The organism is Streptomyces sp. NPDC089915 (genome assembly GCF_040684675.1).
Classification (GTDB): domain Bacteria; phylum Actinomycetota; class Actinomycetes; order Streptomycetales; family Streptomycetaceae; genus Streptomyces.
Window position 1 is genome coordinate 57,042 of the sequence record NZ_JBFBGN010000011.1, and the last position, 14,485, is coordinate 71,526.

A 14,485-nucleotide genomic window follows, 5' to 3' on the forward strand; every position below is an offset into this window, starting at 1 on the left:
GAGTCCGCGCCGGGCCTTCGATAAGGCAGTCTTGTCCCGTGCCCCAACCCGAACGTGAGCATTCCCCCGAGACCCGTCCCGCGCATCCGCCCCATCCGCACGCCGCGACGCTGCGCCGGCTGGAGAAGTCCTCCGGCCGGCTCGCCGCCAACGCCATCGCGCGCATGGACGAGGCCCTGCCGTGGTACCGGGCGATGCCTCCGGAGAACCGGTCGTGGATCGGCCTGGTCGCCCAGGCGGGCATCGCCGCGTTCACCGAGTGGTTCCGGCACCCGGAGACCCCCCAGGCGATCTCCACCGACGTCTTCGGGACGGCCCCCCGGGAGCTGACCCGGGCGATCACCCTGCGCCAGACCGTGGAGATGGTCCGGACGACGATCGAGGTCATGGAGGCCGCGATCGACGAGGTGGCGGCCCCCGGGGACGAGTCGATCCTGCGCGAGGCGCTGCTGGTCTACGCCCGGGAGATCGCCTTCGCGACGGCCCAGGTGTACGCGCAGGCGGCGGAGGCCCGCGGGGCGTGGGACGCCCGGCTGGAGTCCCTCGTCGTCAACGCCGTGCTGTCGGGCGAGGCCGACGAGGGCGCCCTGTCACGGGCCGCCGCGCTCGGCTGGAACTCCCCCGAGCACGTGTGCGTGGTCCTGGGCACCGCCCCGGAGGGGGACAGCGAGCTGACGGTCGAGGCGATCCGCCGCGCGGCCCGCCACCACAAGCTCCAGGTGCTCACCGGGGTGCTCGGCGACCGGCTGGTGGTGATCGCGGGCGGCAGCGACAACCCGCTCCAGGTGGCGAAGTCGCTGATCGGCCCGTTCGCGGCCGGTGCGGTGGTGGCGGGGCCGGTGGTCCCCGACCTGCTGAACGCGACGAAGTCGGCGCAGGCGGCGGCGGCCGGACTGAAGGCCTGCACGGCCTGGCAGGACGCCCCCCGACCGGTTCTGGCGGACGATCTCCTGCCCGAGCGGGCGATCGCCTCGGATCCCTCCGCCAGGGAGCAGCTGGTGGAGGAGATCTACAGACCGCTGGAGGAGGCGGGCTCGGCGCTGCTGGAGACGCTGAGCGTCTACCTGGAGCAGGCGAGCAGTCTGGAGGGGGCCGCGCGGATGCTGTTCGTGCACCCGAACACGGTGCGCTACCGGCTCCGACGTGTGACCGACGTCACCGGCTGGTCACCCTCCGATGTCCGCTCGGCGTTCACGCTGCGGATCGCCCTGATCCTCGGGCGTCTGGCCGACGGAGATCAGCAGCCCTAGACTTTTGTCGGACATCAACAATTACCCCGACGGTTCTTCGTCCCTGTCCCCACGGGCGGCGGAGACCGCCCACAAGAGAGAGTGTGAGGGTGCTCGTACTCGTCGCTCCCGGCCAAGGCGCTCAGACGCCCGGCTTCCTGACTCCCTGGCTCGAACTCCCCGGCGCCGCCGAGCGCGTCGCGGGGTGGTCCGACGCCATCGGGCTCGACCTCGTCCACTACGGCACCAAGGCCGACGAGGACGAGATCCGCGACACGGCGGTGGCCCAGCCCCTGCTGGTCGCGGCCGGCCTGCTGTCCGCCTCCGCGCTGAACACCACGGCCTTCGGCGCCGTCGCAGGTCACAGCGTGGGTGAGATCACCGCGGCCGCCTACGCCGGCGTGCTGGGCGAGGGCGACGCGCTGTCGTTCGTCCGCACCCGCGGGCTGGCCATGGCCGAGGCCGCCGCCGTCACGAAGACGGGCATGGCCGCCGTCCTGGGCGGCGACCAGGACGTGGTCGTCGCGCACCTGGAGAAGCTGGGGCTGACCCCGGCCAACATCAACGGTGCGGGCCAGATCGTGGCCGCCGGCACCGCGGAGCAGATCGAGGCCCTGGTCGCCGACAAGCCCGAGGGCTCGATGAAGGTCGTGGCCCTCAAGGTCGCGGGCGCCTTCCACACGCACCACATGGCGCCCGCCGTCGCCACGCTGGAGCAGGCCGCCCAGGCCCTCGCCCCGGCCGACCCGGCGCTGAAGTACGTGTCCAACAAGGACGGACTCGTGGTCGAGTCGGGCGCCGACGTCGTCGCCCGCCTGGTCGGCCAGGTCGCGAACCCGGTGCGCTGGGACCTGTGCATGGGGACCTTCTCCGAGCTGGGCGTCACCGGGATCGTCGAGCTGAGCCCCGGCGGCACCCTCACGGGTCTGGCCAAGCGCGCGCTCAAGGGCGTGCCGAACGTGGCGCTGAAGACGCCGGACGACCTCGACAAGGCCGCGAAGCTCATCGCCGAGCTGACGGCCTGAGAGTAGGAGCCCACACAGCATGTCCAAGATCAAGCCGGCCAAGGGCTCCCCGTACGCCCGCATCCTCGGCGTCGGCGGGTACCGCCCGACCCGTGTGGTGCCCAATGAGGTCATCCTCGAGAAGATCGACTCCTCGGACGAGTGGATCCGCTCGCGCTCCGGCATCGCGACCCGGCACTGGGCCTCGCCCCAGGAGACCGTCGCCGCGATGTCGGTGGAGGCCTCCGGCAAGGCGCTCGCCGACGCCGGGGTCTCCCCGGAGCAGATCGGCGCGGTGATCGTCTCGACGGTCTCGCACTTCAAGCAGACCCCGGCCGTCGCGACCGAGATCGCGCACCGGATCGGCGCGGTCAAGCCCGCCGCCTTCGACATCTCCGCGGGCTGTGCCGGCTTCGGCTACGGCCTGACCCTGGCCAAGGGCATGGTGGTGGAAGGTTCCGCCGAGTACGTCCTGGTCATCGGGGTCGAGCGGCTGTCGGACCTGACGGACCTGGAGGACCGGGCGACGGCCTTCCTGTTCGGCGACGGCGCGGGCGCCGTGGTCGTCGGCCCCTCGGACGAGCCGGCCATCGGCCCCACGGTGTGGGGTTCGGAGGGCGACAAGTCCGAGACCATCAAGCAGACCGTGCCGTGGGACGAGTTCCGCAGCACGGACGCCGCCCAGAAGTTCCCGGCCATCACCCAGGAGGGTCAGGCGGTCTTCCGCTGGGCCGTCTTCGAGATGGCCAAGGTGGCCCAGCAGGCGCTCGACGCCGCCGGGATCACCCCGGATGACCTGGACGTCTTCATCCCGCACCAGGCGAACATGCGGATCATCGACTCGATGGTGAAGACTCTCAAGCTGCCGGAGCACGTCACGGTCGCCCGTGACGTGGAGACCACCGGCAACACGTCGGCCGCCTCGATCCCGCTCGCCATGGAGCGGCTCCTGGCGACCGGAGCGGCGAAGAGCGGCGACACCGCGCTCGTCATCGGCTTCGGGGCGGGGCTCGTCTACGCCGCGACGGTCGTTACCCTCCCCTAGGGCCCGGATCACTTCCGGACCTGAACCACCAGCTAGCTAGCTACAGAAGGAGCGCCACATGGCCGCCACGCAGGAAGAAATCGTCGAGGGTCTCGCGGAGATCGTCAACGAGATCGCGGGCATCCCGGTCGAGGACGTCGAGATCGACAAGTCCTTCACCGACGACCTGGACGTCGACTCGCTGTCCATGGTCGAGGTCGTCGTCGCCGCCGAAGAGCGCTTCGACGTCAAGATCCCCGACGAGGACGTCAAGAACCTCAAGACGGTCGGCGACGCCGCGTCTTACATCCTGAAGCACCAGGCCTGAGCCTGACGAGCGTTTGTCGCCACCCGGCGGTGGCGCCGTGACAATTCAGCACCCCCTTAGACGTGGAGAAAGAATTCCTGTGAGCCCGACCAATCGCACCGTGGTCGTCACCGGTATCGGCGCAACCACTCCGCTGGGTGGCGACAGCGCTTCGACCTGGGAAGGTCTGCTCGCCGGCCGGTCCGGCGTCTCGCCCCTGGAGGGCGAGCGCTTCGCCGAACTGCCGGTCCGTATCGCCGCCCAGGCCGCCGTGGACCCGAGCGAGGTACTCCCCCGCCCGCTGGCCCGCAAGCTCGACCGCTCGGCGCAGTTCGCCCTCATCGCGGCCCGCGAGGCCTGGGCCGACGCGGGTTACACCGCCCCGGCCGGCGAGGACGAGGCGATCGTCCCCGAGCGTCTGGGCACCGTGATCGCCTCCGGTATCGGCGGTGTCACCACCCTGCTCGACCAGTACGACGTACTGAAGGAAAAGGGTGTGCGCCGGGTCTCCCCGCACACCGTCCCCATGCTCATGCCGAACGGCCCCTCCGCGAACGTGGGCCTGGAGGTCAACGCCCGCGCCGGTGTGCACACCCCCGTCAGCGCGTGCGCGTCGGGCGCCGAGGCCATCGGCTACGCCGTCGAGATGATCCGTACCGGCCGTGCCGACGTGGTCGTCGCGGGCGGCACCGAGGCGGCGATCCACCCGCTGCCGATCGCCGCGTTCGCCAACATGATGGCGATGTCCAAGAACAACGAGAGCCCGACCACGGCCTCCCGTCCGTACGACAAGGCCCGCGACGGCTTCGTCCTCGGCGAGGGCGCCGGTGTCGTGGTCCTGGAGTCCGCCGAGCACGCCGCCAAGCGCGGTGCCCGGGTCTACTGCGAGGTGCTGGGCCAGGGCCTGTCCGCGGACAGCCACCACATCGCGCAGCCGGAGCCGACGGGGCGCGGTGTCGCCGCGGCCCTGCAGAACCTGCTCGACAACACGGAGCTGGACCCGTCCGAGCTCGTCCACGTCAACGCGCACGCCACGTCCACCCCGCAGGGTGACACGGCCGAGCTGAAGGCGCTGCGCAAGGTCCTCGGTGACGACCTCGACCACATCGCGATCTCCGCGACCAAGTCGATGACCGGCCACCTGCTGGGCGGCGCGGGCGGCATCGAGACCGTGGCGACCGTGCTGGCGCTGTACCACCGGATCGCCCCGCCGACGATCAACGTCGACGAGCTGGACGACGACGTCGACGCGGACATCGTGCGCGGCGAGCCCCGCAAGCTCCCGGTCGACGGTCCGATCTCCGCGATCAACAACTCCTTCGGCTTCGGCGGCCACAACGTCTCCCTGGCGTTCCGCACCGTCTGACCGTAGGGACCCGCACGACGCGAAGGCCCCCTCCCGGCACTGCCGGGAGGGGGCCTTCCGCATGTCCCGCGGTCTCTCTCAGACCACCTGGTGGAGCCAGCGGACCGGGGCGCCCTCGCCGGCGTAGCGGAAGGGCTCCAGTTCGTCGTCCCAGGGCTTGCCGAGCAGCTTGGCGAGCTCCGCCTCCAGCTCCGTCTCGCCGCGCGCGGAGCGGGCCAGGGCGGCGCGGAGCCGGTCCTCGGGGACCAGGATGTCGCCGTGCATGCCGGTGACGGCGTGGAAGATGCCGAGCTCCGGGGTGGAGCTGTAGCGCTCGCCCTCGGCGGTCGGGCAGGGTTCGGCGGTCACCTCGAAGCGGAGCAGGTGCCAGCCGCGCAGGGCCGAGGCGAGTCTTGACGCGGTACCCGCCTCGGCCTGCCAGGAGAACTCGGCTCTCCAGGTGCCGGGGGAGGCGGGCTGCCGGATCCAGTCGAGGTTCACCCGCACCCCGAGCACGCCCGCAACAGCCCATTCCACATGCGGGCAGAGCGCGCGCGGTGCGGAATGCACGTACAGAACTCCACGTGTCGTCACCGGGACCTCCAGTGTGGGACGAGGTCGGGAATAAACTCCAGAAAACGGACAGTATGTGACGTGATGTAATGTAACGGAAAATATTAGACATTATGTAGCGGCACGTGCGGCCGAAACGCCACGGGAAAAAGCTACCGTGCGCCAGGGGTCATGGTGTGACGTACGGTCGCTCCGAAGCCCGTAAACCCAGAGCATTCACTCAGCAGGACGCCCCCGGAAGGACGCGGGGCGACGAGGGAGGACCACCCGATGCGCACCACCGCCGCGCGCCGCCGCGTACGCCGGACCGTAACCGGCGCGGGCGTGGCGGTGGCCGTCCTGGCGGCGACGGTCACCGGCTGTGACGACGGCGCCCCGCCGGCGAAGGCGGGCGAGCGCGGGGCGCAGGCGAAGCCGCGCTGGAACCCGGCGCCGGCCTCGGTCGCCGCCGTCGGGGACTCCATCACCCGCGGCTTCGACGCCTGTTCGGTGCTGGCCGACTGTCCCGAGGTCTCCTGGGCCACCGGCAGCGATCCCGCCGTCAACTCCCTGGCCGCCCGGCTGCTGGGCGGGGCGGAGGTGGCCGGGCGCAGCTGGAACTACGCGGTGACGGGCTCGCGGATGGCGGACCTGCCCGGGCAGTTGGCGGAGGCGGCGCAGCACAAGCCGGGCCTGGTCACGGTGATGGTGGGCTCGAACGACGCCTGCCGGCCCACGGCTTCGTCGATGACCTCGGTGGCGGACTTCCGCGCCGGGTTCGAACAGGCCCTCAAGGAGCTGCGGGCGGCCTCGCCCGCCTCCCAGGTGTACGTGTCCTCCGTGCCGGACCTGCAACGGCTGTGGGAGCAGGGCAAGGACAATCCGATGGTGCGGCAGATCTGGAAGCTGGGGATCTGCCAGTCCATGCTGGCCGAGCCGCTGGCCGCCGACGCGGGGGCGACGGCCCGGCGGGAGAAGGTCCGGGCGCGGGTGGTCGAGTACAACGAGGCGCTGCGCCAGGTCTGCGCGCAGGACGAGTTGTGCCGCTACGACGGCGGGGCCGTGTTCCAGTACCCGTTCGGGGCGGACCAGCTGAGCCACTGGGACTGGTTCCACCCCGGCCGGGACGGCCAGGCGCGGCTCGCGGAACTGGCCCACCGGCAGGTGACGGCGGCGCAGCCGCCGCGTTGACGCGGGGCCGCGCGCGGGGACGGGAGAGGGCCGGGAGCCGCTGTCAGGGGCTGGCTCCCGGCCCGGTCTTCCGGCCGGGGCGGGGGTGAATTCCGGCCAGTCCCCCGCCCCGGCGTGTCGTGGTGCCCCGGCGGCTACAGGCCGAGGGTGGCCGTCAGCCGCGTGTCGGCGTGCGAGTGGCTCGCGCGGACCTCGTAGGCGCCGCCGACGCGGCGCCAGCCGTACGCCTCCTCGTCCCAGACCTCGAAGGCGCGGGCGGGCAGCGGGATCTCCACCTCGACGCTCTCTCCGGCCCCGGCGCTGACGGCCGCGAAGCCGGCCAGCCAGCTCGCGGGGCGCTCCACGGTCGTGCTCCGCGCGCCATCGGACGCGGTGGAGACGGGGGCCAGGTAGACCTGGACGACCTCGCGGCCGGGCCGGGTGCCGGTGTTGGTGAGGCGGACGCGGACGGACTCGGCGGTGGCCTCCAGGGACTCGTAGGCCCAGTCGGTGTAGCCGAGGCCGTGCCCGAAGGGGTAGGCGGGCCGGATGCCGCGGGCCTCGTAGGCCCGGTAGCCGATGAACAGCCCCTCGCGGTACTCCAGGCGCCCCTCCTCGGGGACGACCTCGGTGACGGGCGCGTCGGCGAAGGAGGCGGGCCAGGTGGTGGGCAGGCGGCCGCCGGGCTCGGCGTCGCCGAGCAGGACGTCGGCGAGCGCGGCCCCGCCCTCCTGGCCGGGGAACCAGGTCAGCAGGACGGCGGCGACGTCCTCGCGCCAGGGGAGTTCCACCGGGGAGCCGGCGTTGACGACGACCACGGTGTTGGGGTTGGCGGCGGCGACGGCCCGGACCAGGTCGTCCTGGCGGCCGGGGAGCGCGAGGCCGGTGCGGTCGAAGCCCTCCGACTCCACCCGCTCGGTGGTGGCGACGACCACGACGGCGGTGTCGGCGGCGCGGGCGGCCCGTACGGCCTCGGCGATCAGCTCGTCGGGGTCGCGGCGCGGGCCGAGGTGGAGCAGGGAGAACATGACCGCCTTGAGCGGGAGCGCGGCCATGTCGGGCACCTGGTAGGTCAGCGAGACCTCGACGGGCTCGCCGGCGGTCAGGGCCACCGTCGCCCGCTCGTTGGGGGCGCCGAAGAAGGCCTCGAAGGGGTCGGCCTCGGAGCCCAGCTCCTGGACGCCCTCCCAGCGGGTGCGGCCGTCGACGGCGAGGCGGAAGCCGCCGAGCCCGCGGGTGCCGAAGACGTGGTCGCCGCTCTCGCGCGGCAGGAACGTTCCGGTGACCTCGATGCTGGCCATCGTCTCGTACGCGACCCCCTCGGGGAGGTCGTCGCCGATCCACTGGACCTGCCCGGACGGCAGGCTGCCCTCGCCGAGGACCGTTCCGGAGGCGTCGCGGCAGACGGCGCGCAGCTCGAAGCCGGCTCCGGCGGGGACGGGCTCCTCGCTCGGGTCGGCGCCGACGGCGTAGGTCAGGGCGCCCTCGGGCAGGGCGGCGGTGAGCCCGTCGAGCGGGGAGACCACCCGTTCGGGGAAGACGGTGGCGCTGCCGCCGCCGAGGACGCGGGCGTCGCGGGCGGCGGCGCCGAGCAGGGCGACGGTGCGGCCGGCGGCGCGGTCGAGCGGGAGGGCTTCGTCCTCGTTGCGGACGAGGACGAAGCCGCGGACGGCGAGTTCGCGGGCCAGGGCCTGCCCGTCGAGCGGCGCGGGCGGCTCGGTGACCGCGGCGGGGGCGCCCTCCAGGAGGCCGGTGCGGGCGGCGAGGCGCAGGACGTTGCGCACGGCCCCGTCGACGGCGGCCCCGTCGGCCTCCCCGGCGCGGACGGCGGCGGCGAGGGCGGGCCCGTAGACGGTCGTGGGGCCGGGCATGACCACGTCGAGGCCGCCTTCGAGGCAGCCGGTGGTGGAGCGGGCGGCCATCCAGTCGGAGACGTTGTAGCCGTCGAAGCCCCACTCGCCGCGCAGCACGCCGTTCACCAGCTGGGCGTGCTCGGTCATGGTGATGCCGTTGACCCGGTTGTAGGCGGTCATGACGCCCCAGGGGCGGGCGCCCTTCACGATGGCCTCGAAGGGCGCGAGGTAGAGCTCGCGCAGCGGGCGCGGGGCGATGGCGCAGTCGACGGTGAAGCGCTCGGTCTCGGCGTCGTTGCCGACGAAGTGCTTGACGGTGGTGCCGACCCCGCCGTCCTGGACGCCCTGGACGTAGCCGGTGCCGATGGCCCCGGTCAGGTGCGGGTCCTCGGAGTAGCACTCGAAGTGGCGGCCGCCGAGCGGGGAGCGGTGCAGGTTGACGGTGGGCGCGAGGAGGACGTGGACGCCCTTGCGGCGGGCCTCCTGGGCGAGGAGCCGGCCGGCCCGGCGGGCCAGGGCCGGGTCCCAGGAGGCGGCGAGGGCGGTCGGGGAGGGCAGGGCGACGGAGGGGTCGTCGGCGGTCCAGCGCACGCCCCGGACGCCGATGGGCCCGTCGGACATGACCAGGGAGCCCAGCCCGATCTCGGGGAGGGCCGGCAGGGACCACATGTCCTGGCCGGCCAGCAGCCGGGTCTTGGCGTCGAGGTCCAGCTTGTCCAGGGCGGCCTCGACGGCGTCTTCGCGGAGCTGCTCGCTCGCGCGCTCGTCGGGGACCTGATCGGCAGCGGTCACGGCCGTGCCTCCTCGCTCTGTGGGTGCGGTGCGGTGGGCCCATGGTGGACCTTTTACTTGTAAGACGGTAGGTGTTGTAATCTTTTCGTGATGTTGGGATGGCGTACGGTCGTACGACCGGCGGGCCGGTCCGATCGAGAAGGGGTGCGGCGGGACGATGGTCAGGGCGAAGAGCGAGGAGCGGCGCGGCGAGATCGTCCGCGCGGCGGTCGAGGTGATCGCGGAACGCGGCTACCGGGGCGCGTCCCTGGGCTCCGTCGCCGAACGCGTGGGCCTGACCCAGCAGGGCCTGCTGCACTACTTCCCCACCAAGGAGGCCCTGCTGGTCGCCGTCCTGGAGGAGCGCGACCGCTGGGACACCGGCGGCGGGTCCCGCGCCTCCGCGGGCTCCTGGCGCCTGGACCTGCTGGCCTCGCTGGTGGAGTACAACGCCATGCGCCCCGGCATCGTCCAGACCTTCTCCGCCCTGCTCGGCGAGAGCGTCACCGACGGCCACCCGGCCCGCGCCTTCTTCACCGAACGCTACGAACAGGTCCGCGAGGAGATGGCCGCCGTCCTGCGCGCCGAGTTCGGCGAGCTCCTCCCCTCGGGCCTCACCCCGGAACAGGCCGCCCCGCTGCTGACCGCCGTCATGGACGGCCTCCAGTACCAGTGGCTGCTCGCCCCGGAATCGGTGGACATGCCCGCCGCGTTCCGCTCCTTCCTCACTCTGCTGCGGGGCCCCGGCGCATAGCCGCCCGCCCCCACCGGGCATCCTTTCCCCCGGACTTCGAGCGGGGGGACACGACATGGAGCCGGAAGAACGCGAGAAGAAGGTCGCGTGGTCGGAACTCTTCTTCGACCTGGTACTGGTGTTCGCCGTGACCCAGGTCTCGGCACTGCTGCACCACGACCACGGCTGGGCCGGCACCGGCCGGGCCCTGATCGTGTTCATCCCCGTCTACTGGGTGTGGGTGGGCAACACCGTCCACTCCAACACCCATGACGCCGACCGGCCCCTGGAACGGCTCGGCCTCTTCGCCGCCGGACTGTGCGGCCTGCTGATGGCCCTGGCCCTGCCCGACGCCTTCGGGGACCGCGGACCGCTGCTGGCCGGCGCCTACTTCTGCGCCCGCCTGGTACTCGCCGCCCTCGCACACGGCCGCGGCCGCCGCCTGAGGATCACCCCGGTGACCCTGTCGGTGCTGGTCAGCGGCCCCCTGCTGCTGGCCGGCTCCCTCCTCGACGGACCGGCCCGGATCTCCCTGTGGGCAGTGGCCGCCGCCGTGGACCTGGCCGCGCCCCGGCTGACCCGCCGCAACATGGTCCGCATCGCCTTCGACTCCGGCCACCTCGCCGAGCGGTTCGGCCTGTTCGTGATGATCGCGCTCGGCGAGTCGATCGTGGCCGTCGGCGCCCCCGTCGCCTCCTCCCCCGACCTGGACGCCGGCTCCCTCGCCGCCGTCGCCGCGGCCTTCGCCCTCGTCTGCGGCCTGTGGTGGGTGTACTTCCACCTCGCGGCCGACGCCGTCCGCCACGGGCTGGAGACCGCCGCCGTACGCGCCGACGTGGCCCGGCAGGTCCTCTCGTACGGGCACCTCTCGCTGATCGCCTCCGTCATCGCCGTCGCCGTCGGCATGGCCGAGGCCGTGGCCCGCCCCGGGGACCGGCTCCCGCTCGGCGTCGCCGCCCTCCTCTACGGGGGCTGCGCCCTCTTCCTGGCCACCTTCGGCTACACCCGCTGGCACCTGTTCCGCTCCTGGTCGGTGACCCGGCTGGCGGCCTCCGGCGTCGTCCTGCTCCTGCTGCCCGCCGCCGTCCTGCTGCCCTCCCTGGCGGCGCTCGCGCTGCTGGCGGCGGTGGTGACCGGGCTCAACCTGGTCGAGCTGGCCTTCGTCCGCCGCCGGGGTCAGCTGCCCGGCGCCGCACTGGCATCCTGACCGGCATGAAGATCGCCGCCGCACAGCTGACCTGCGTACCCGCCGACGTCACCGCCAACGCCGCGGCCGCCGCCGCCCTCGCCGCCCGGGCCCGCGACGAGGGCGCGGAGCTCGTCGTCCTCCCGGAGTTCACGCTCACCGGCTACGAACTGGACTCCCTCGCCGGGGACCCCTCCCTGTGGCTGGCCGACGCCGACGACCCCCGCCTGGACGGGCTGCGCTCCTGCGGCACCGCGGTCGCCGTCAACGCCGCCCTGCGCACGGCCGGCCCGCTGCCGGCCATCGCCACCCTGGTCTACGACGCCGACGGCGCGCACCTCACCACGTACGCCAAACAGCACCTCTACCGGCACGAGCAGGGCGCCTTCACCCCCGGCACCGAGGACGGCCGCTTCGAACTCGGCGGCATCCGCTTCTCCCTGGGCGTCTGCTTCGACAACCACTTCCCGGACCTGCCCGCCCGGGGCGCGGCCGACGGCTGCCGGGTCCATCTGGCCAGCTCCCTGTACGGCACCGGCGACGGCATATCCGAACGCGCCGCCGTCTACCCGGGCATGGCGAAGGAACACGGCCTGTACGTGGTCCTCGCCAACCACGTCGGCCCGGCGGGCCCCTGGACGGGCTGCGGCGGCGCGGCCGTCTGGTCCCCCGACGGCACCCTCCTCGCCGAGGCCGACGCCCTCACCCCGGCGGTGGCCACGGCCGACATCCCCCCGGCCTAGGCCGAATCGGGCAGCAGGTGCTTGGCGCCCCACTCCCCCAGGGACCCCAGGGCCCCGTTCAGCTCCTGGCCGAGCGGGGTCAGGGAGTACTCCACCCGGGGCGGCACCTCGTCGTAGACCTCGCGGTGGACTATGCCGTCCGCCTCCAGCTCGCGCAGCTGCGCCGCGAGGACCTTCTCCGACACCCCGGGCACCAGACGGCGCATCTCACCGAACCGGAGGCCCGGGCGCTGGTCCAGCTCCCACAGGATCGAGACCTTCCATTTGCCGTCGATCACCGACATCGCCGCCGCGATCCCGCAGTGGTCCGCACCCGGCCTGCGCGTCAACGCCATCCCGTCCACCCCTCCCACCTGCTCGCTCACCTCGGGGTAAGCACCCACTCCGAAGTGCGTACTTGAGCACCCGTCAGCCTGACACCAGGCTAAACGGCATGACCGACAACGACACCGGACACCGCCCGCTCACCCTCCTCGGCCTCGGCGAGATGGGCACCGCCCTCGCCCGCACCTGGCTCGCCGCCGGGCACCCCCTCACCGTCTGGAACCGCAGCCCCGCCAAGGCGCGGGCCCTGGCCGCCGAGGGCGCGGCCGTCGCCGCCGGCGCCGCCGAGGCCGTCGCCGCGAACACCCTGATCGTGCTCTGCCTGCTGGACGACGCGTCCATCGCCACCGTGCTCGACGGGGTCGACCTGACCGGCAAGGACCTCGTCAACCTCACCACCGGCACCCCCGCCGAGGGCCGGGCCCGGGCCGCCTGGGCCGAGGAGCGCGGCGCCCGCTTCGTGGACGCCGGGATCATGGCCACCCCGTCGATGATCGGCGTCCCGGAGGCCGGCGGGTACGTCTTCTACAGCGGCTCCCGCGCCCTCTTCGACACCCACCGGACCGCCCTGGAGGTCCCGGCCGGCGCCCGCTACGTCGGCGGGGACCCGGGCCACGCGGCCCTGCACGACGTGGCGCTGCTGAGCGCGATGTACGGGATGTTCGCCGGGATCTCGCAGGCCTACGCCCTGATCGAGGGCGAGGACATCGCCCCGAAGGACCTGGCCCCGCTGCTGTCGGAGTGGCTGGGCGCGATGGGCTTCTTCGTCGGGAACGCCGCCGAGCGGCTGACCTCCCGGGACTTCACCACCGGGGTCGTCTCCAACCTGGCCATGCAGGTCGCGGGCAGCGGCACGCTGCGGCGCACCGCCGCCGGCCAGGGGGTCGGCACGGAGCTGATCGATCCGTACCTGGAGCTGATGCGGGAACGGCTCGACGCCGACCCGGCCGCCCACGCGGGCGAGGACACGGTGGGGGCGATCACCCTGCTGCGGCGCCGGGGCGCCGCCGCGCTCTAGGAGTACGAGCCCGGGTACCCCTGGCCGTACCCGGGGCCCTGACCCTGGCCCTGACCGTAGCCGGGACCCTGACCCTCGCCGTGGCCCGGAGCCGGCGTGTACCCCTGGCCGGGGGCCGACGGGTAGGCCTGCCCGGAAGCGTAGGGGTTCCCCTGGCCGGGGGCCGGAACGGCCGGAACGTAGCCCTGGCCGTAGCCCGGCGCGGGGGCGCCGCCCTGGCCGCCCTGGCCGTAGGCCGGACCCGGAGCCGGTGCCGAGGGGTGGCCCTGACCGGGCGCCGGTGCGTAGCCCTGCGCGGGCCCCTGCCCGTACACCGGTCCCTGCCCGTACACCGGTCCCTGCCCGTACGCCTGCCCCTGTCCGTACGCCTGCCCCTGGCCCGGGGCCTGCCCGTACGGCCCGCCGGGGGCGTGGGGGGTCCGGGCGTCGGTGTCTTCGTCCCGCTCGGCGGCGTCCTCGTCCTCCGCCCCGCCCTCGGAGGTGAGGTCACGCGCCAGCAGGGTCGCCCCCGCCACCGCGCCCGGCATCAGGAAGACCGCGACGAACGGGATCAGGAACAGCAGGACCAGCGGCACTCCGAAGCCGAGCGCCGTCGCGCGCCGCCCGCGCAGCAGGACGAGCTGCTCGTCCAGGTCCACCCGGCGCCGCTGGAGGGCGACGGAGGTGAGTTCCTGGGTGAGGAAGAAGCCGGAGACGCCGAAGCCGATCGCCGGGACCACCGTCTGCCCGATCACCGGGATGAACCCGAGCGCGAAGAGCAGGATCCCGTAGAGCATCACCCGCACCAGCAGCCGCAGGCTGTCGCGGGCGGAGATCCACAGGTCCTCCCAGAACGAGCGCCCCGACTCCGGGACCTCGCCGCCCTCGGTGCGGTCGACCTGCTCGGAGAGGGACTCGTAGAAGGGCTGGCCGACCAGCAGGGTCACGGCGGTGAAGGTGATCACCGACAGGAAGAGCCCGAGCGAGACGACCACGGCGGTCAGGAAGCCTCGGAAGATCCCGAGCCAGGGCGAGGACCAGTCCGAGGCGAAGGGCGTCGCCCAGGCCGTGAAGTCGTCGGCGCCGTAGAACAGGCCGGTCAGCGCGGCGCCGTACAGCACCAGCGAGACCAGGCCCGGCAGCAGGCCGAAGCCCAGCCAGCGGCCGTTGCCGAACACCCATCTCTGTCCGGCCATCAGGTACCGGAAGCCCCCCGCAAGATCACGCATGCGGCCAGTTTACGGCGG

General features: G+C 73.2%; 13 protein-coding genes and 1 pseudogene. 10 read left to right on the plus strand and 4 right to left on the minus strand.

Features of this window, described 5'->3' with window-relative positions; all coding sequences use genetic code 11:
• Positions 1-38 precede the first annotated feature (38 nt).
• The 5 genes from AB0O29_RS05810 (at position 39) to fabF (ending at position 4,930) form a co-directional block, all read left to right on the plus strand.
• On the plus strand, positions 39-1,250 hold the full coding sequence (locus tag AB0O29_RS05810; RefSeq protein ID WP_365146649.1) for a helix-turn-helix domain-containing protein: 1,212 nt from the start codon (positions 39-41) through the stop codon (positions 1,248-1,250).
• An 89-nt stretch (positions 1,251-1,339) separates the two neighbouring features.
• Positions 1,340-2,254, plus strand: a complete 915-nt coding sequence (locus tag AB0O29_RS05815) for an ACP S-malonyltransferase (protein WP_365146652.1) — start codon at positions 1,340-1,342, stop codon at positions 2,252-2,254.
• A 19-nt stretch (positions 2,255-2,273) separates the two neighbouring features.
• Positions 2,274-3,278, plus strand: a complete 1,005-nt coding sequence (locus AB0O29_RS05820) for a ketoacyl-ACP synthase III (RefSeq protein WP_365146655.1) — start codon at positions 2,274-2,276, stop codon at positions 3,276-3,278.
• Positions 3,279-3,336: 58 nt separating this feature from the next.
• Positions 3,337-3,585: an acyl carrier protein gene (locus AB0O29_RS05825; RefSeq protein ID WP_215013752.1), complete on the plus strand. Its 249-nt coding sequence runs from the start codon at positions 3,337-3,339 to the stop codon at positions 3,583-3,585.
• A 79-nt stretch (positions 3,586-3,664) separates the two neighbouring features.
• Entirely contained in the window at positions 3,665-4,930 is a 1,266-nt protein-coding gene (fabF, locus tag AB0O29_RS05830; RefSeq protein ID WP_365146659.1) for a beta-ketoacyl-ACP synthase II, read from the plus strand.
• Between the two features lie 78 nt (positions 4,931-5,008).
• Here the strand turns inward: fabF and AB0O29_RS05835 are convergent, their stop codons facing one another.
• Positions 5,009-5,503 carry a DUF3145 domain-containing protein gene (locus tag AB0O29_RS05835; protein ID WP_365146662.1) on the minus strand — a complete coding sequence of 165 codons (495 nt, stop codon included), beginning with the start codon at positions 5,501-5,503 and terminating at the stop codon, positions 5,009-5,011.
• 249 nt (positions 5,504-5,752) lie between these two features.
• Here AB0O29_RS05835 and AB0O29_RS05840 point away from each other — a divergent pair, with 249 nt between their 5' ends.
• Positions 5,753-6,652 (plus strand): SGNH/GDSL hydrolase family protein, encoded by a 900-nt coding sequence (locus AB0O29_RS05840; protein WP_365146665.1) that lies wholly within the window; start codon positions 5,753-5,755, stop codon positions 6,650-6,652.
• 134 nt (positions 6,653-6,786) lie between these two features.
• Here AB0O29_RS05840 and AB0O29_RS05845 read toward each other — a convergent pair whose 3' ends face one another.
• Complete coding sequence (locus AB0O29_RS05845) at positions 6,787-9,276, minus strand: glycoside hydrolase family 3 C-terminal domain-containing protein (protein ID WP_365146668.1); 2,490 nt, start codon at positions 9,274-9,276, stop codon at positions 6,787-6,789.
• Between the two features lie 157 nt (positions 9,277-9,433).
• Between AB0O29_RS05845 and AB0O29_RS05850 the strand changes: the two genes are divergently transcribed.
• Genes AB0O29_RS05850 through AB0O29_RS05860 form a run of 3 tightly spaced genes read left to right on the plus strand, consistent with a single transcriptional unit; the run spans position 9,434 to position 11,917 of the window.
• On the plus strand, positions 9,434-10,009 hold the full coding sequence (locus tag AB0O29_RS05850; RefSeq protein ID WP_365146671.1) for a TetR/AcrR family transcriptional regulator: 576 nt from the start codon (positions 9,434-9,436) through the stop codon (positions 10,007-10,009).
• A 55-nt stretch (positions 10,010-10,064) separates the two neighbouring features.
• A complete protein-coding gene (locus AB0O29_RS05855; RefSeq protein ID WP_365146674.1) occupies positions 10,065-11,195 on the plus strand; it encodes a low temperature requirement protein A in 1,131 nt (376 codons plus the stop codon).
• 5 nt (positions 11,196-11,200) lie between these two features.
• Positions 11,201-11,917: a carbon-nitrogen hydrolase family protein gene (locus AB0O29_RS05860; protein WP_365146677.1), complete on the plus strand. Its 717-nt coding sequence runs from the start codon at positions 11,201-11,203 to the stop codon at positions 11,915-11,917.
• On the opposite strand, the gene AB0O29_RS05865 is transcribed toward AB0O29_RS05860, so the two are convergent.
• Entirely contained in the window at positions 11,914-12,252 is a 339-nt protein-coding gene (locus tag AB0O29_RS05865; protein WP_365146757.1) for a helix-turn-helix domain-containing protein, read from the minus strand. The two genes, AB0O29_RS05860 and AB0O29_RS05865, sit on opposite strands and share 4 nt — an antisense overlap.
• Before the next feature lie 98 nt (positions 12,253-12,350).
• On the opposite strand from AB0O29_RS05865, the gene AB0O29_RS05870 reads away from it, so the two are divergent.
• The gene (locus AB0O29_RS05870) at positions 12,351-13,259 is read left to right on the plus strand and encodes an NAD(P)-binding domain-containing protein (protein ID WP_365146679.1); all 909 of its coding nucleotides are present in this window, start codon (positions 12,351-12,353) and stop codon (positions 13,257-13,259) included.
• A 482-nt stretch (positions 13,260-13,741) separates the two neighbouring features.
• On the opposite strand, the pseudogene AB0O29_RS05875 reads toward AB0O29_RS05870, so the two are convergent.
• Positions 13,742-14,467 (minus strand): annotated as a pseudogene (locus AB0O29_RS05875) (EI24 domain-containing protein); the annotation flags it as partial.
• Positions 14,468-14,485: the final 18 nt, after the last annotated feature.